The organism is Pseudodesulfovibrio sp. zrk46, assembly GCF_012516435.1.
GTDB lineage: Bacteria > Desulfobacterota > Desulfovibrionia > Desulfovibrionales > Desulfovibrionaceae > Pseudodesulfovibrio.
The window spans coordinates 3,890,924-3,907,300 of sequence record NZ_CP051216.1 but is presented as its reverse complement, the minus strand read 5'-3'; the positions used below and the strand labels follow the sequence as shown (position 1 = coordinate 3,907,300).

The window sequence follows — 16,377 nt, the reverse complement described above, 5'->3', positions numbered from 1 at the left end:
TTTATACCTCGTTGAAGTAGCCGTCGCGTTCAACGGGGGTGCAGCCGCAACCGCGGATCATTTCTTCCAGCTCGGAACGGGTCATACCTTGTTGGCTTGTAGCGCCGGCTTCATGGCCGATTTTTTCTTCTACGACAGTGCCGTCAAAGTCGTCCGCACCAAACTTCAGAGCAGCCTGTGCCTGCTTGACGCCAAGCATTACCCAGTACGCCTTGATATGTGGGATGTTGTCCAACATGAGGCGAGATACGGCAATGGTGCGGAGTTCTTCAAGGCCAGTGAGTGGTTGTTCAATGGTAAGCTGGCTGTTCTCGGTCAAGAAGGGCAGGGGGATGAAACAGGTATAGCCTCCTCCACGATCTTGGGATTCACGAAGGCGAACCAAGTGGTCGATGCGGTCCTCGCGCGACTCGATATGGCCGAACAGCATGGTGCAGTTGGTCTTCATTCCGAGGGCATGCGCTTCTTCATGAACCGCGAGCCATTCATCGGCAGTGGACTTGCGCGGGCAGATCTGTTCGCGAACCTCGGGAGCAAATATTTCGGCGCCGCCACCAGGGAGCATGTCCAATCCGGCTTTGTTCAGGCGAGTGAGAACCTCTTTGGTGGTAATGCCTTCGATGGATGCGAAGTGGGCGATTTCGACAGCAGTGAAACATTTGAGAACCACTTTTGGATAGCGCTCCTTAATGGCGCTCAAGATGTCTTCGAAATAGGCAAGGCCGAGTTTGGGATGGCACCCGCCCACAATGTGGACCTCACGTGGGGCAAGGGCTGCCGCTTCCAGTTTGGCGAGGGCATCTGCTTTGGTGAGAACGAAGCTCCCATCTTGGCCTTCTTCACGCTGATAGGCACAGAACACACAGCCATTGATGCAGACGTTGGTGTAGTTGATGTGCTGGTTAACTACGTAGAAAGCCTTGTTGCCGTGCATCCGTGTGCGGACCATGTTGGCCAGCGCGCCTACGGCCAGCGGCTCGGGACATTCGAACAGCTTCATGCCATCCTCGAATGTGAGACGCTCTCCCTTTTCTACTTTGGCGCGTATTTCGGCCAGGCCCATATTGTCGAAATAATCGTTCTTGAGCAGTTGCATAAGCCCTCCTAGTAGGGTGCATTCGCCAGCCCGTTGCGGAGAAAATCCGTCAGCGAGCGAGCTTTATCTTCAAGTGATTGTCCGGCGGCTTCAATGCCATGGTCCAGCGAAGGGACTGCATAGCCTTGGAGGAACCGGTCTAATGTAGAATGGATATTGAACACGGCTGTCTCGATGTCGAGATCGCTCGGCAGTTCTCCCTGCCGGATTCCGTCTTCAATGAGTTGGCGCAGAAACTTGGCGTGCGCCTTGCGAATTTCGCCGAGAAATTTATCGCGCATGGGGAAGTGCTCGTTAAAGAGCATCTTCAGATATATGCGGTAGATTTGCGGATGGGCATCCACGAACGCGCCACTGGCAAGGAAGCTGCGTTCAATGCGTTGAAAGAAGTCGCCCTCCTGATTGTCGCGGATATCTTTGAGCGGCTTCTTGAACTGTTTCACAGCATGTCCAAAAAGATACTCAAAAAGGCCCTGCTTGTTCCCGAAGTATTTGAACAGTGAGCCCTTAGCAATGCCGAGACGACTGACAATGCGGTTGACGCTGGCTTGATCATAGCCGTGATCCGCAAATTCCTGGGTGGCTTCACTCAGGACGCGTTGCCGCTTCTCGTCAGGCAGATTCTCGAAGGTTTTTCGTTCTTGTGTCATGATGGATATACTTGCTCTTTGGCCCTGGTTTAGTTAGAAGTGACCAGGTGGTCACCATGTGTACAGGTGGCTCGGCATCCTGTCAATAGGGGTGTAGAAAATCAGTTATTCAAGTGAGATGTGATGTCAGAAAAAACAACTCTTGGGTACTCGCCCTGTCCTAACGATACCTTTATCTTTCATGGCCTTGCTTCCGGTCTGGTTTCCTGGCCCAACGGTCTGGATATCACCTTGGCTGACGTAGAGGAACTCAACTCCTTGGCTGCACAGGGAAAAACAGATGTGATCAAGGTGTCGGTGGCTGCTGCTGCCGGAATTCTTGACGAGTACGTCCTGTTACGAGCGGGCGGTGCCATGGGGTACGGCGTTGGACCCATTTTAGTGGCGAAGGGCGAGAGTGACCTTAATTCACTAGATGGCAAGACTGTTGCCATTCCTGGTCGTAAGACTACGGCGAATTTGCTGTTCGGGTTGTGTTGTCGTGAGGCAGGGGTAAATCTGACGCTCAAGGAGATGGTCTTTGACGAGGTGATGCCTGCTGTTGCTGCAGGTGAAGTGGATGCTGGTGTGGTAATCCATGAGGGGCGGTTCACCTTTGCTGAGCAGGGCATGACGCGAATTCTCGATTTGGGAGCTTGGTGGGAAGAGTATACAGGGCTGCCGATTCCATTGGGCGCCATTGCCATTAAGCGTTCGCTTGGTGAAGAAGTGGCTCGTGATATGAATGAAGCGATCAGACAGAGCTTGCTTGGATCACGGGCGAACCCCGATGAAGCGCGTGATTATATTAAACAACATGCGCAGGAAATGGATGACGATGTCATCCGTGAACATATCAAGACCTTTGTCACCGATTACAGTCTGGATGTGGGAGACGGTGGTGTTGAGGCGGTGTCCCGGTTGTTGCGGGAAGCTGGATGCGATCGTAAAGATATATTTATCTCCCTCTAGGAAAAATGAGAAAAGGCCCCGGCAGCGAAAGCTACCGGGGCCTTTTTTGTTGTCTTGGTTTACTTGAAAGAGCGTGGTCTGAACTACTCCTGAGTCTTCTTTTTATCCTGACTTACATATACGCCTGCAATGACCACGGCAGAAGCTGCGTATTGCATCCAGTTCAACCTTTCGCTGAGAATCGCCCAACCCAAAAAGAGGGTGATGACCGGGATGAGATTGATGAAGGCGGTAGCTTGACTGACAGGTATTTTGGAGACTGCGTAGTTGTACATGCCATAGCCGCCAATGGTGACGGCAATGCCGAGGTAAGCAACGGTGGCGATGCCTTCCATGGGGAAGGTTGTCGGCAGGGTCGTGCTGGGCAGGAACAGAAGCGGGAAGAAAAATAATGAGCCTACAAAGGCCTGAATCATGGTCAGGAACCATGGGTTGTAGCGAGAGGATAATCCTTTCATAGTGATGATGTAGCCTACGGCGCAAACCATGGCCAAGAATTCGAGAAAGTTGCCGAGGATAGGATTTGGGGCTGTGTCTGTGGAGACAGCAGCTGCAGAAAGGGCAATGGCACCGATAATAGCTATGGTGAAACCGGTAATGTTACGTTTAGTGATGGATTCGCCCAGAACAAAATGGGCGGCCACTGCAACCATGAGAGGCAATAGAGCGCAGATCATTCCAGCCTGAGAGGCATCGGTGTAACTAAGGGCCAGAGCTTCGAATACGAAGTAAAGGCCTGGCTCGCATACGCCCATAAAGAGCATCTTCTTCCAGTCGCCGGGGCGGTAGTCGTTGCCACCGATGCGTTTAAAGACGAACAGGAAGCAGATCGAGGCAATGATCATGCGGCCAAAAATGACCACCATGGGGTCGAAGTGGTTAAAAGCAATCTTGAGGACAACAAAAGAACTGGCCCATACAATAATGGCGAACCAGAGTGCCACATATGCTTTTGCGTTACCTGAAGTTCCTGTCACGTATTATTCCTCGTTGTGATTTAATGGCGCAGGTTTAGCACCGATTAGCCCGGTTGGGAACGAGTATGTGCATTGCAATTTTGGATGGATTCGATTGGGTAATACGAACAGGGGGCCAAAAACAAGAAAGCCCGCTGATGCGGGCTTTCTTGCGGTGTTCTCTACTGGCCGACCCTAGTGAGGGCATACGGCCAGAACGTTGACGGGCTTATATCCGTTCTGCGGATTCAGCGCGTAGCGGCAACCGAGGTGAGAGCCATCGCGTTTGTGAGCGATGTCGTCCTCGCTGCCGAGGTAAAAGGGGCAGCTGTTGGAGTTGCAGATGAGGATGACATCCCAACCGGTCTCTGCCGGGGGGAGCCAGGGCTCCATAAGTTTGCCGCAGTGCGGGCATTTATGATCCTCAAGTTCGGTAACAATACCGGCATATTCGTGAATAACCATTGCTATCTCCTTTCCCCGATGCCTCGGCACGGGATTCTGTGCGTTGTTAGATAGATAATTCCGGTCTGGACCACGTCAAGGGGCGAAGAGTATTATTTTTCTTCTTCCGGAAGTGAGCGCAGCAATTTGAACAGAGCGCGACTGTCCTTGGGCGGTTTGCCCTTGGCCTTTGCGCGTCGAGCACCGAGCGTGAGTTGGCGTATGCGTTGACCTTCTTCCGGGTGGGCTTCGAAGAGTTCCTGTAAAAGATCATCATCTCCTGCAACCAATGCGTCTCGCATTTGCTCCACCCTGTGGAACTCTTCGGTCTTCACCTCATGCCCGAGCTTGGCAGCTTCGACCATTTCTTGGACGTGAGTGGTGTCAAAGGTGCGCATGAGTTTGCCGACATACTGCAGGTGGCGACGGCGGGCTTCATGCTTTTTCAGCTTCTTGATGAGCAGGAGAGCCTTTTCTACTTCAGGTGGCAGGTTGGCCTCTTTGACCACGCGGTCGCCAAGTGCGGCCAAGTCTACGCCGAGTTGTTGCAGGGCATGCATGTCACGCTTCATCTGAGAGCGACTGACAAGCTCCTCTGTTTCATCAAATTCTTCGGGAGCATACATGTCCCGTTTTTGTTTCTTTCTCATATTCTAAATGGGCGCTTGGGCCAGATCCTGTTCAAGTTGCGTGAAGATAGCCGCGACCCCTTTGGTCATGGCCTGTACCAAATCCTGCGGGTCAGGCTTGGCGAGGGGGATACGTTGCCTGTAACTTTGAGAAAAGACAATGTCGTTGTCAGCGGTGGATTCATTGACAAGGAAGAATTGCATTTCCACGACAGCAGCAGGCTGGCCTGACGAGTAATCCCCATAGAGTGAATTGAGTACGCCTTCCAGAGTTAGCGTGGGTACTACCATGCTTCCCGGCTCAATGATGTTGGAAAACTGGCCGCTGGAAGCCAGCCATTTGCGAAGTTCAGTCGTAATGTTGTTGCTGGGCGCGACGAAAAAGAGATTGTAGAAATCGGATTCGATGCGACCGCCTTCCATCTGATAGACTAATTCACGGGTATTGTAGAGATCGGAGACGGACATTCGGCGAACACGAAGAATGATGTCACTCTGTGGCGCCTGTGTTTCGCCTTGGCGAACTGGTGCGAGTCGATAGTATCGCTTGTCCACCGGGTCGCCTCCAAGCTTTACACAGGAGACAGCACTAAAGGCAGTGACAAGAATGAGGATGAGGGAAAGTATCTTTTTCATGATTCATCTCGTTTATTTATTTTCAGGAGCGGCCTTGCTCGGCGGCTTGCCGAAGAAGACGCCAGAGGGGTAACGCTTGGCGTCGCCACTCAGTTCCTTGATGTTTTGCATAACTTCGCGGGTGTCTTGAAGGATGGCGTGAATATTGGCCTCTTCGCTGGCCACAACTGAGTTGAGGCGGTTGACCAATGCGTGCACTTTGGCGATGGCCGCAGTCATGTCATGGGAAGCGCGAGTTACGTTTTCCAGAGTGGGAGCAAGTTCGGACATCGCCTTGTCCATTCGGGGATCGCCCAATGTTTTTCCTAGCACGTTGGCTGCCTGTTTAAAGCTGGTCATGGCCTCACGTGCTTCTGCGGCTGCCGCGATAACGTCATCCGAGGATTGGTTAACGATTTTATTGATGCCAGCAATTGCCCCAGCGGCGTTTGGAATAAGATTCTCGGCTTCGCTTGCAGCCAGAAGTTCATTTGTTCGGGCCAACAGCGTTTGGGTTTCTTGCAGGATGCCGAGCATGCGGTTACCCGCTTCACGACCTCCTTCGGTTTTCATGAAATCATCGATGGTGTTCACGATGGATTTGACGTCACCAATGATGGAGACAATGTCTTCCTGTTTGATTCCGCTCAATGTTTTACTGATAGTAGTAATGGCTCCCTCAATACGGCTGAGAGTGCTCGGAACAGATGGGATGTAGGCCTCACTTGGCTGCCATTCGATGGGGAGCGGCGGATTCGATGCGGGGTCTACATACACGAAATTCAGAAAGAGCTGGCCGGTCAAGCCGAGGGAGGTCGGCATGACACGCAAGCCTCGGTTGATCTCGTTGTTTATGGCTTTTTTGAAAGCATCGTGATCCATGTCGCGGAAAAGAGAGGGGTCAATGTCACACTCTACTATTACGTAGCGTACTTCACTGCGATTGGCGTTTTCATACTTGTTGGCAACAAAGTCGATGTTGGCAACGCGACCGACTTTTACACCTCGCAGTTTGACGGGGGAGCCGACTTCGAGTCCGTTGACCGATTCGTCAAAGTAACTTTCTACTGTATAGGAGGTCTCAAAATACCGGCCAGCGCCCAGTATGATGATGACTGCCACGAGCATACAGGAGCCGAGGATGATGAAGCTGCCGAGTTTGAAGTAGTCATATTTGCGAATCATATAGTTAACCTTGTTCGCCGGTAGGTTCGGCTACGGGACACCGGATGGCGTCTTTGTCGGCCCCTAAAGACGGGAGCCGGTGGAAGAATCGTTTTACGAAGATATTTTCCGACGTATCGCGGAGCTCTTTGGGATCGCCTTCTGCAACGATGGACTTCACTTCCTTGTCGAGCATGATAACGCGATCCGCAGTTTTGTAAATGGATTCGAGTTCGTGGGTGACAATGACAAAGGTGATGCCCAGCGAGCGGGAAAGGTTAAGGATTAATTCGTCCAGTTCTGCGGAAGAAATCGGGTCCAAACCTGCTCCGGGTTCATCGAGAAAAAGTATCTGTGGATCCAGTGCCATGGCGCGTGCAATGGCTGCCCTTTTTTTCATGCCGCCGGATAGAGCAGCCGGCATTTTATAGAGGGAATTCTCCAGATTGACCATGGCTAGTTTGGACTTGGCTATCATGGCCATTGCTTCACGCGGCAAGTCTGTGAATTCCTCGAGAGGGAGCATGACGTTCTGCAGTAAGGACATGGAGCCGAATAATGCGCCCATCTGGTACATAACGCCAAACTGGCGGATGATTTCGTCGCGTTCCTTCCCAGTGGCTGTGACCAGATCGCGGTCTCCGTACAGGACTTGTCCTTCAAAAGGTTGGTACAGACCGATCATGTTCTTGAGTACTGTAGATTTCCCGCAACCAGAACCTCCAAGAATGACGAATACTTCACCCTTCATTATGTCGAAGCTGATGTTGTCGACGACTACCGTTTCGTCATAACCGCACACGAGGTTACGGACGCTGATGACTGGTTCGTTGGAGTGCATCATGTCTGTTTACCAACCCATGTAGTAAAAGGCTACGGCAAAGAGACCATCCGCAAAGGCGATCAGGATGATGCCCGAAACCACTGCGCTTGTTGTGGAGAGTCCCACGGCACTGGCGCTTTCTTTTGTCTGGATTCCACGCAGGCAACCTACACCTGCCACCAGCAGGGCAAAGGTGACGGCTTTGAGCATGCCACCCCAAAAATCCAGAAAATCTACATAGGAAAATACCCGCGAGGTAAATGTCACCAGAGGGAAGCCTATGGAGACCATTACCACTGCGCCACCAACAAGGCTTGCGAGGTTGAAGTACAATGTCATGATTGGAACCATCATGAGGGTGGAGAGCAAACGTGGCATGACCAAAAAACGCATGGGTGAGAGTCCCATGGTAGTCAAAGCGTCCAATTCCTCATTGACTTTCATGGTGCCAATCTCAGCCGCAAATGCTGAACCTGAACGGGCTGCCAGCAGGATGGATGTGACCAGAGGGCCCATTTCACGGAACATAACCAGACCAAGCATGTTCGGAATGAAAATTTCGCCGCCGAATTTCTCAAGAGTGACAGCGGACTGAAAAGACATGATCAGCCCCATGACAAAGCCGATAAGGGTAATGATGAACAGAGAGTCCACGCCTACGTGGATGCAGGAGAGCAGGACATCTTTCCATCGTACTTGTCTGGGGTGCAGGATTGAGAAGGCGATCATCACCGCGGACTCGCCAACAAAAGATACCATCTCGCGGATTCCATCCAGCACTTCTCCGGTTGCACGCCCCACAGCCTCGGCGATTCCGCGTCGTTCCTTTGTCTTAGTTGTCCATTGGGGCAGATCACATTCCCAGGTCAGTTTGATGAGTTTCTGATACTCTTCTCGCAGGTTGGTCAGCGCTACTTTATGCCCAGTCCGGGCAGCCTCTTCGCGAATCTTGAGCAGCAGGGCGAGACCTGTTCCATCCATATAGGTAATGTTCGAGCAGTCAGCAGTGACTACGCCACTACCTGACTGAATCATATTTACGGCGTCATCCCATACATATGCTGTTCCAGCGGCATCGAGATGTCCCTGGATATCCAGACGGATTCCTTGCGAATCAGGAGTTGAAGTTATGCTTGCGCCGGGATGTCCGGTCGGAAGAGTTCTGTCTGACAAGGTGCCCTCCATGGTGTGAGCAGGCCTGGATATCGATTTTTATAAATAGTGATCGTCAAATATATCAGAGGGCTTTGTAAATGAAAAGCCGCAGATTTTTATTTATAACTCTACGTTCTCAGAAGAGTTGACAAAAAAAGAGAAGAACATTATTCCTTTTAGCTATGAATAACAGAAAGATTGACGAACTGGATCTAAAAATCCTGAACATCCTTCAGGATGATGGCAAGGTTTCCAATGCTGAAATCGCTCGCAAAGTAGGTAAAGCACCGTCTGCAGTCCTTGAGCGTGTCCGCAAGTTGCGGAGGAACGGCATTATCAAGGGGTACGAGTGCATCGTTGACCACAAGATTCTTGGGCGCGCCCTTACTGCCTTCACCGCCATTCGCGTTGAAGAAGGTGTCGGTGCCACCGAGGTTGGTCAGCGTCTGTCAGAACTACCTGAGGTTCTCGAGGTTCATTACACTGCTGGCCGTGACTCTTATCTCGTCAAGGTACGCGTTGAGGACACCGAGGCATTGCAAGCGACACTCGCTAAATTCGGCACCATCGCAGCCGTGCGCGATACCAATTCAACTATCGTGCTGACCACGGTCAAGGAGTCCCGCGTTATCCCGCTTCCGACAACCGACAATTAGACTTTAGCTTAAGGAGTCACAGATGACCACAGACATTTCCTCCCTGGACCCGAGAATTATTGCTCGGGGCAGGGAGTTTTTTTCATCCATTTCCGGCGAATCTCCTTCGGTTTTCAACAAAGGATGGTGGACCGGTAAGGTCATGGATTGGGCCATGAAAAACGAAGATTTTAAGGTCCAAATGTTTCGATTTGTTGATGTTCTTCCATATCTCAACACTTCGGAGTCGCTTTCTCGCCATATCGAAGAATATTTTGCAAGCGATGACTCCAACATTCCCGACGTATTGAAATGGGGTGCTACCAAAACTACTTTTGGCGGTGGTTTGGTTGCTAAAGTTTTGAATAAGACTATTCGATCCAACATCGAATCCATGGCTCGCCAGTTTATTATTGGCCAGGTTTCCAAGGAAGCAGTCAAGGGTATCAAGAAACTTCGCAAGGACGGATTTACTTTCGTACTTGATCTTCTTGGTGAGGCAACCGTTTCTGAACAGGAATCTGCCGCTTACCGAGATGGTTATCTTGAAGTCCTTGAGGCGATTCACAAGGAACTCGGAAAATGGAAGCCTCTTGAAGCCAAGTCCGGCAACCTTGATTGGGGGCATGCTCCCATGGTCAATGTGGCCGTGAAACCCTCTGCCTTCTATTCCCAGTCCAAGCCTGTCGATCAGGACGGTACCGTTGAAGGTATGATCTCCAATATCGAGCCTGTCTACCGCAAGGTCATGGAGATGGGCGGGTTCATGTGCATCGACATGGAATCCCTCAAGTACAAGGAAGCCACCGTCGAGCTCTATAAGCGTTTGCGCACCAAATATCCTGATTATCCGCATTTGGGTATCGTGTTTCAGGCGTACCTGCGTAGCGTTGATGATGACGTCCGTGATTTCATCGGCTGGGCTCGCGAAGCCAATCTGCCGGTCTCTATTCGTCTGGTTAAGGGCGCTTACTGGGATTACGAAACAGTCATGGCCAAGCAGAATGGCTGGCCTGTTCCGGTGTGGACTCACAAGCCTGAGTCCGACATGGCTTTCGAGCGTGTCTCCAAGATGATTCTCGAGAACAGTGACATCTGCCATTACGCTTGTGCCTCGCATAACATCCGATCAATTTCGTCTGTCATGGAAATGGCAGAGGATATGAATGTCCCCGAAGAGAGATACGAGTTCCAAGTGCTCTACGGCATGGCGGAGCCAGTGCGCAAAGGCCTCAAGAACGTGGCCAAACGCGTGCGTCTCTATTGCCCTTATGGTGATTTGTTGCCGGGTATGGCCTATCTGGTTCGGCGTCTGCTTGAGAATACTGCCAATGAGTCTTTCCTCAAGCAGACCTTTGCCGATGAGGCAGACATGGACCGCCTCTTAGAAAATCCGGATGCGACCCTGCGTCGTCAGTTGGAGGACAAGCCTGCTCCGAAAAAGCAAGAAGAAGGGCTTGCTCGTTTCAACAACTTCCCCATGGTGGACTTTACTCTCAAGGCAGAGCGTGATGCTTTCCCCGCATCCATTGCAAAAATCCGTTCTTCCATGGGCAAAAAGGTTCCACTGTTCATTAATGGGCAGGAAGTAGAAACGTCCGATACTCTTGATTCCTATAACCCTGCAAAACCCAGCGAGATCATCGGTTCGGTTTGTCAGGCAGGAACCGAGGAAGTGGACCGTGCCATTGAAGCTGCAAGCGAAGCATACCTTTCCTGGCGCGATGTCGCTCCTGAAAAGCGTGCAGAAATCCTGCTCAAGGCTGCACAGTACCTCAAGGATAATATCCACGATATGTCCGCATTGCAGGTACTCGAAGTAGGCAAGCAGTGGGATCAGGCTCACGCTGATTTGGCTGAGGCTATCGACTTCCTTGAGTACTACGCTCGCGAGATGATCCGTCTCGGCAAACCTCGTCGTATGGGCCATGCTCCCGGTGAGATGAGTCAGCTCTTTTATCAGGGCAAGGGCGTGGCCGCTGTCATCGCTCCGTGGAACTTCCCCCTCGCCATTTCAGTGGGCATGGTCTCAGCCGCCATTGTTTCCGGTTGCCCGGTTGTATATAAGCCCGCAGGTATTTCCTCTGTTGTTGGTAATGGCCTTACCGAAATGTGGAAAGCTGCAGGACTTCCTGATGGTGTCTTCAACTACTGCCCAGGCCGTGGATCTGTTATGGGTGACCATCTTGTCGATCATCCCGACGTCTCGGTCATTGCATTTACCGGTTCAATGGAAGTTGGACTGCGCATTCAGGAGCGTGCTGCCAAAGTGCAGCCCGGTCAGCAACAGTGCAAACGTGTCATCGCCGAAATGGGCGGTAAAAATGCCACTATCATTGATGATGATGCAGATCTCGATGAAGCCGTGCTCGGTGTGCTTTACGCCGCTTTCGGCTTCCAGGGCCAGAAGTGCTCTGCCTGTTCCCGCGTTATCGTGATCGATCCTATCTATGACCGCTTTATTGAGCGTCTTACTGAAGCAGCCGAATCCATTAAGCTCGGTCCGGCTGAAAATCCGGCCAACTACATGGGACCGGTTGTTGATAAGGCTGCTCAGGAAAATGTGCTCCGTTACGTAAAGATCGCTGAGGACGAAGGACGTATTCTCGTCAAGCGTGAGGTGTCTGACGATCTCAAGGCTACGGGTGGCTGTTACGTGCCCATGACCATCGTCGAGGGCATTACCAAAGATCATCGCATCGCACAGGAAGAGGTCTTCGGGCCGGTACTTTCCGTCATGCGTGCCAAGGATATGGACGAGGCCATTGAGATTGCCAACTCCACTCGTTTTGCTCTGACCGGAGCCATCTACTCCCGTAGTCCGGCCCACCTTGAAAAGGCGTACAAGGAATTCCGTGTCGGTAACCTGTACCTCAATAAGCCTTCCGTCGGTGCACTCGTCGAACGTCACGCATTCGGTGGCTTCAAGATGTCCGGTGTCGGTTCCAAGGCCGGTGGTCCCGACTACCTGCTTCAGTTCATGGATCCGCGCCTTGTCTGCGAAAACACCATGCGCAGAGGATTCGCCCCCATCGAAGAGGATGACGATTGGCTTAGCTAGGTCGTGAGTCTATTGGAATAAAACATAAGCCCCTTGGCAGAACGATTCTGCCAAGGGGCTTTTCTTACGAATTAAGAATACAGCCTGCGCTCTACAGCGGCAGCACCATTTCGTGCCACGTTGCGCCACCGTGAGTGGAGGCGGAAGGACCGGCATTTTGAAAACCGTATTTGGAGTAGTAGGGAATCAGGTCATCCTTGCAGATCAGGAGAACTTTGGATTTCCCCATTTCACGGGCGTTGTCGATGAAGCTGGAGAGCAGCTTGGAGCCAACACCGGTCTTGCGGTACTCCGGCAAAACTGAAAGGGAAAAAATGACGATGTTCTGACCATCGGGATCATGACCGATGAGCTGCTTGAACTCCTCGTCAGAGATGTCGTCCTTGCTGGTGGAACCGCTGTTCACCTGTCCAACGATTTCCCCATTGCACTCGGCAACGAGAAATCCTTCAGGGTAGTAATTGATGCGGTTTTCAAGAGAGGAAGTCCAGGCTGCTTCGCTGGGCGGGAAACTACGGACTTCGATAGTGTGGCAGGCAGTAAGGTCGTCAGGGTCGACCATACGGATGGTGATGTCGCTCATGATTTAGTCCAGTTCTACGCCTTCAAGGGCGGCTTCAAGTTCTTCCCAAGTCTCATATGCACTTTCGAGTTCTTTTTCAAGAGTTTCCAGACGGTTCTGGTCTGAAGCCATTTCGTCTGCTGAGTGCTTGAAATAATTGGGATCAGCCATCTTCGTATGGAGAGCTTCAAGCTCAGTTTCCAGCTTCTCAATGAGCGCGGGCATGGTTTTTAACTGTTCGCGCTTCTGTTCCAATTCGTACTTTTCTTTGTAGGAGAGCTTTTTCTTCTTGGGTTTTGCGTCGGGCGTGGGTTCAACCTTGGGCTTGCAGGCCTTCACTGGCTCAGGTTTACGTTCAGGACGCTGACGAAGCCAGTCGTCGTAACCGCCTACGTATTCGGCAACTTGTCCATCGCCTTCAAAGGCTATGCTGGAGGTGACCACGTTGTTGAGGAAGGCACGATCATGGCTGACCAGAAGCAGGGTGCCCGGGTAGTCCATGAGCAACTCCTCCAGCAGGTCGAGAGTCTCGGCATCCAGATCGTTGGTCGGTTCGTCAAGAACCAGCACATTGGAAGGGCGGGTGAAAAGACGGGCCAGAAGCAGGCGATTTCGCTCACCACCAGAAAGAACAGAAACTGGGACCTTGGCGCGGTCCGGTGTGAACAGGAAATTCTTGAGATGGCTCATGACGTGGCGTCGATGGCCGTTAATGTCCACGAAGTCATTGCCGTCGGCTACATTGTAGCGGGCAGACTTGCTCTCATCAAGCTGTTCGCGAAGCTGGTCAAAGTAGCTGATCTGCAGGTTCACGCCGTGGCGGATGGAGCCGGTCTGGGGTTTGAGTTCTCCCAGCAAGATATTGAGCAGGGTGGTTTTGCCCGCACCATTGGGGCCGATCAGACCAACTTTGTCACCGCGCATAATGGCAGTGGAAAAGTCCCCAATGAGCACTTTGTCGTCGTAGCCGTGACAAATGTCCTTGGCTTCGACAACCAGCTTGCCGGTGCGGTCGGCTTCCTGGATGACCATCTTGACCGATCCGGTGCGTTCTCGACGCGCCTTGCGTTCATCGCGCATCTTGATCAGGTCGCGGACACGGCCCATGTTACGGGTGCGGCGTGCCTTGATCCCCTGACGAATCCACGTTTCCTCTTCGGCCAGCTTACGGTCGAAGTTGTGGTTCTGCTTGGCCTCGGCTTCGAGGTCGGCTTCCTTTCGTTTGAGGTAGGTCTCGTAGTCGCAGTCCCAGCTATAAAGGTTGCCACGGTCCAACTCCACGATGCGTGTAGCTATGCGCCTCAGAAAAGCGCGGTCGTGGGTGACGAAGAGCAGCGCAGTGTTCTGGCGCAGCAAGAAATCTTCCAGCCATGTGATGGATTCGATGTCCAAGTGGTTGGTAGGTTCATCGAGAATGAGCAGGTCTGGCCCGGAAACCAGAGCACGAGCGAGCAGGGCGCGGCGCTTTGTTCCACCGGAGAGAGTGTCGAATTCTTCGTCACCGTCCAGCTTGAGGTGAGAGAGGACAGCCTCGATTGTCTGGTGATGGTGCCATCCGCCTGCATCTTCCAGAGCATGCTGTGCTCGTTCCATTGCTGCCACGTGTTTGTCGTGATTATCAATGGCATCTGTCAGGGAGCGCGAGGCGTGGTGATATGCGGACAGGTGTTCGCCGATCTTGCCGAGGCCCTGCGCTACCACATCGTATACCAAGCCGCCAAGGTCTTGCGGAACATCCTGAGGCAGCATGGCCACGCGGGAGCCCTTTGCGTAATCTACGGCACCATTGTCCGGAACAGTGGTACCCTGAATAATGCCGAGTAGAGTGGATTTACCTTCACCGTTACGGCCGAGCAGGCAGACCCGCTCACCCGGTTCGATTTGCATGGACACTTTATCCAGCAGGATAGTGCCGGTGAAGTTGATGGATACGTCGCGCAGGGAAACTACAGCCATGATTGTCCTCAAAGAAAAGGGGGCTGTTGCTACAGCCCCCGGATAATTCCGTTGTATTCGGTGCTACTTGCAGGCGTCCTGGAATACCTTGTGGCGTTCTTCGTAGGGCGGGAAGCCGAAAAAGGCAGAACCGGAGACGAGTACGTCAACACCGGCATCGGTCAGTTCCTTGGCATTTTCAGCAGTGACACCGCCGTCGATTTGAATGAGGGTGTCGGAACCGGCCTCAGTGATCATCTGCTTGAGTTCGCGCACCTTGTCCAGACAGAAGGGGATGAACTTCTGGCCACCGAAACCGGGGTTCACGGACATGATGAGGACCATGTAGAGCTGAGGAATCAGGTACTTGATTGTCTCCAGCGGAGTGTGTGGATTCAGGGCTACGGCAGGTTTGGCGCCGGTGGCAGCGATCTGGGCACAAACTCGCTCCAGGTGGTCGCTGGTTTCGGCATGAACGCAGATGAGGTCTGCACCTGCGTTGGCGAATTCCTCAATGTAGCGACCCGGATCCTTGATCATCAGGTGGCAGTCGAAGAAAAGATTGGACTTCTTGCGCATGGCCTTGATGATGGGCGGACCAAAAGTGATGTTGGGGACGAACGAGCCGTCCATGACGTCAAGGTGGACCCACTCGAGGCCCGCAGCTTCCAGAGCCTTCAGCTCGGTTTCCATATTGGCGAAATCCGAGGAAAGCATGGAGGGGGAAAGTATCATTGTATTGCTCCACGTGTGAGTTGATTGCTGCAAGAGGTGTATCTGAGACCGGCGCGGTGCGCAAGTTTACAGGTTTCGTTTGAGTGGGAAAAACAAGGTGGTTGCAAGTGGGGAAGTAAAGTGTATTGTACAGATCATGGAAGTAAGGGATAAATTTCGTTTAATTGATGGATTTCGACTGCTGTGTCTCTCTATTGCAGTCGTTTTCTTTATGATTGGTGGTGTGAATGCTGCTGAGTTTACCGTCTATGTTGGGCGAGTGGCTCCTTTTACCATGGTCGCTCACAATGGTGAGGTCACCGGAGCTGCCGTGGATTTGATGGTAAATGTCATGCAAATGGCTGGGCGCCCCATTGATCGTAGTCAGGTCAAGAACATCAGTTGGGCTCGTGCTGTCTATGAGGTGGAGCATACGCCTGACTCAATGGTTTTTTGTATGGCCAGAACGCCACAGCGCGAGGATAAGTATAAGTGGGTTGGGCCGATAGCTGAATTGAATCTAGGTCTGTTAGGGAAAAAAGAACCTCGGATTGAGATAACGAATAATAGTGAAGTTGCAGCATACCGTATAGGTGTGGTGCGCAATAGCGGCCCCATGCAGATTCTTGAAGATGTATACGAAATTCCTCACTCCAAGCTTACACTGCTTCCAAGTGATACTGCTCAGTTTAAAATGCTCGCTCAAGGCCGGGTTGATTTGATCACACAAGCTGATACGGCTGCCCCTGATTGGTTGGCAAAACTGAACATGGACCAGAGTGATTATGAAATGGTGCATGTGATGAAAAAACTGCAACTCTATGCTGCTTTCAACAAAGAGACTGATGATGCGTTCATCAATAAGGCACAAGCTGCACTGGATGCGATAAAGGCTGATTGTGGTGCTAAAAAGAAGCCCTGTGCTCTTCAAAAATATTTGAAGGATGGTCCAATTCCACTTCAGCAACCCAGATAAGTATTAAAAAA

16 protein-coding genes are annotated in these 16,377 nt (G+C 51.9%); 4 read left to right on the top strand and 12 right to left on the bottom strand.

Annotated features, from left to right (window positions below):
- Nucleotide 1: 1 nt before the first annotated feature.
- A complete protein-coding gene (mqnE, locus tag HFN16_RS17915) occupies nucleotides 2-1,096 on the bottom strand; it encodes an aminofutalosine synthase MqnE (protein ID WP_168892043.1) in 1,095 nt (364 codons plus the stop codon).
- A gap of 8 nt (nucleotides 1,097-1,104) precedes the next feature.
- Entirely contained in the window at nucleotides 1,105-1,746 is a 642-nt protein-coding gene (locus HFN16_RS17910; RefSeq protein ID WP_168892042.1) for a TetR/AcrR family transcriptional regulator, read from the bottom strand.
- A 123-nt stretch (nucleotides 1,747-1,869) separates the two neighbouring features.
- Between HFN16_RS17910 and HFN16_RS17905 the strand changes: the two genes are divergently transcribed.
- Nucleotides 1,870-2,697 (top strand): 1,4-dihydroxy-6-naphthoate synthase, encoded by an 828-nt coding sequence (locus HFN16_RS17905; RefSeq protein WP_168892041.1) that lies wholly within the window; start codon nucleotides 1,870-1,872, stop codon nucleotides 2,695-2,697.
- An 83-nt stretch (nucleotides 2,698-2,780) separates the two neighbouring features.
- Here HFN16_RS17905 and HFN16_RS17900 read toward each other — a convergent pair whose 3' ends face one another.
- From HFN16_RS17900 to HFN16_RS17870, 7 genes are all read right to left on the bottom strand, one after another.
- Nucleotides 2,781-3,674 carry a DMT family transporter gene (locus HFN16_RS17900; protein WP_168892040.1) on the bottom strand — a complete coding sequence of 298 codons (894 nt, stop codon included), beginning with the start codon at nucleotides 3,672-3,674 and terminating at the stop codon, nucleotides 2,781-2,783.
- Between the two features lie 174 nt (nucleotides 3,675-3,848).
- On the bottom strand, nucleotides 3,849-4,118 hold the full coding sequence (locus HFN16_RS17895) for a hypothetical protein (RefSeq protein ID WP_168892039.1): 270 nt from the start codon (nucleotides 4,116-4,118) through the stop codon (nucleotides 3,849-3,851).
- Nucleotides 4,119-4,210: 92 nt separating this feature from the next.
- A complete protein-coding gene (gene yjgA / locus HFN16_RS17890; protein ID WP_168892038.1) occupies nucleotides 4,211-4,747 on the bottom strand; it encodes a ribosome biogenesis factor YjgA in 537 nt (178 codons plus the stop codon).
- A 3-nt stretch (nucleotides 4,748-4,750) separates the two neighbouring features.
- Complete coding sequence (locus HFN16_RS17885) at nucleotides 4,751-5,362, bottom strand: ABC-type transport auxiliary lipoprotein family protein (RefSeq protein ID WP_168892037.1); 612 nt, start codon at nucleotides 5,360-5,362, stop codon at nucleotides 4,751-4,753.
- A gap of 12 nt (nucleotides 5,363-5,374) precedes the next feature.
- Nucleotides 5,375-6,526, bottom strand: a complete 1,152-nt coding sequence (locus HFN16_RS17880; RefSeq protein WP_168892036.1) for an MlaD family protein — start codon at nucleotides 6,524-6,526, stop codon at nucleotides 5,375-5,377.
- A gap of 4 nt (nucleotides 6,527-6,530) precedes the next feature.
- Nucleotides 6,531-7,349: an ATP-binding cassette domain-containing protein gene (locus HFN16_RS17875; protein ID WP_210772216.1), complete on the bottom strand. Its 819-nt coding sequence runs from the start codon at nucleotides 7,347-7,349 to the stop codon at nucleotides 6,531-6,533.
- A gap of 6 nt (nucleotides 7,350-7,355) precedes the next feature.
- Nucleotides 7,356-8,501: an ABC transporter permease gene (locus tag HFN16_RS17870; RefSeq protein WP_247648380.1), complete on the bottom strand. Its 1,146-nt coding sequence runs from the start codon at nucleotides 8,499-8,501 to the stop codon at nucleotides 7,356-7,358.
- A gap of 164 nt (nucleotides 8,502-8,665) precedes the next feature.
- On the opposite strand from HFN16_RS17870, the gene HFN16_RS17865 reads away from it, so the two are divergent.
- On the top strand, nucleotides 8,666-9,139 hold the full coding sequence (locus tag HFN16_RS17865; protein ID WP_168892034.1) for an Lrp/AsnC family transcriptional regulator: 474 nt from the start codon (nucleotides 8,666-8,668) through the stop codon (nucleotides 9,137-9,139).
- A 22-nt stretch (nucleotides 9,140-9,161) separates the two neighbouring features.
- Complete coding sequence (gene pruA, locus HFN16_RS17860; RefSeq protein ID WP_168892033.1) at nucleotides 9,162-12,179, top strand: L-glutamate gamma-semialdehyde dehydrogenase; 3,018 nt, start codon at nucleotides 9,162-9,164, stop codon at nucleotides 12,177-12,179.
- A 91-nt stretch (nucleotides 12,180-12,270) separates the two neighbouring features.
- On the opposite strand, the gene HFN16_RS17855 is transcribed toward pruA, so the two are convergent.
- The 3 genes from HFN16_RS17855 to rpe all read right to left on the bottom strand — a co-directional run bounded on the left by HFN16_RS17855 (nucleotide 12,271) and on the right by rpe (nucleotide 15,411).
- A complete protein-coding gene (locus HFN16_RS17855) occupies nucleotides 12,271-12,762 on the bottom strand; it encodes a GNAT family N-acetyltransferase (protein ID WP_168892032.1) in 492 nt (163 codons plus the stop codon).
- Between the two features lie 3 nt (nucleotides 12,763-12,765).
- Entirely contained in the window at nucleotides 12,766-14,697 is a 1,932-nt protein-coding gene (locus tag HFN16_RS17850) for an ATP-binding cassette domain-containing protein (protein ID WP_168892031.1), read from the bottom strand.
- 63 nt (nucleotides 14,698-14,760) lie between these two features.
- Nucleotides 14,761-15,411, bottom strand: coding sequence for a ribulose-phosphate 3-epimerase (gene rpe / locus HFN16_RS17845; protein WP_168892030.1), 651 nt, complete (start codon nucleotides 15,409-15,411; stop codon nucleotides 14,761-14,763).
- 136 nt (nucleotides 15,412-15,547) lie between these two features.
- On the opposite strand from rpe, the gene HFN16_RS17840 reads away from it, so the two are divergent.
- Nucleotides 15,548-16,366, top strand: coding sequence for a transporter substrate-binding domain-containing protein (locus HFN16_RS17840; protein ID WP_210772215.1), 819 nt, complete (start codon nucleotides 15,548-15,550; stop codon nucleotides 16,364-16,366).
- Nucleotides 16,367-16,377: the final 11 nt, after the last annotated feature.

Bases quoted from the DNA above. Each gene is read 5' to 3' on its own strand.
- mqnE (WP_168892043.1), bottom strand. From the start codon at position 1,096: ATGCAACTGCTCAAGAACGATTATTTCGACAATATGGGCCTGGCCGAA.
- HFN16_RS17910 (WP_168892042.1), bottom strand. From the start codon at position 1,746: ATGACACAAGAACGAAAAACCTTCGAGAATCTGCCTGACGAGAAGCGG.
- HFN16_RS17905 (WP_168892041.1), top strand. From the start codon at position 1,870: ATGTCAGAAAAAACAACTCTTGGGTACTCGCCCTGTCCTAACGATACC.
- HFN16_RS17895 (WP_168892039.1), bottom strand. From the start codon at position 4,118: ATGGTTATTCACGAATATGCCGGTATTGTTACCGAACTTGAGGATCAT.
- yjgA (WP_168892038.1), bottom strand. From the start codon at position 4,747: ATGAGAAAGAAACAAAAACGGGACATGTATGCTCCCGAAGAATTTGAT.
- HFN16_RS17885 (WP_168892037.1), bottom strand. From the start codon at position 5,362: ATGAAAAAGATACTTTCCCTCATCCTCATTCTTGTCACTGCCTTTAGT.
- HFN16_RS17880 (WP_168892036.1), bottom strand. From the start codon at position 6,526: ATGATTCGCAAATATGACTACTTCAAACTCGGCAGCTTCATCATCCTC.
- HFN16_RS17875 (WP_210772216.1), bottom strand. From the start codon at position 7,349: ATGATGCACTCCAACGAACCAGTCATCAGCGTCCGTAACCTCGTGTGC.
- HFN16_RS17865 (WP_168892034.1), top strand. From the start codon at position 8,666: ATGAATAACAGAAAGATTGACGAACTGGATCTAAAAATCCTGAACATC.
- pruA (WP_168892033.1), top strand. From the start codon at position 9,162: ATGACCACAGACATTTCCTCCCTGGACCCGAGAATTATTGCTCGGGGC.
- HFN16_RS17855 (WP_168892032.1), bottom strand. From the start codon at position 12,762: ATGAGCGACATCACCATCCGTATGGTCGACCCTGACGACCTTACTGCC.
- HFN16_RS17850 (WP_168892031.1), bottom strand. From the start codon at position 14,697: ATGGCTGTAGTTTCCCTGCGCGACGTATCCATCAACTTCACCGGCACT.
- rpe (WP_168892030.1), bottom strand. From the start codon at position 15,411: ATGATACTTTCCCCCTCCATGCTTTCCTCGGATTTCGCCAATATGGAA.
- HFN16_RS17840 (WP_210772215.1), top strand. From the start codon at position 15,548: ATGGAAGTAAGGGATAAATTTCGTTTAATTGATGGATTTCGACTGCTG.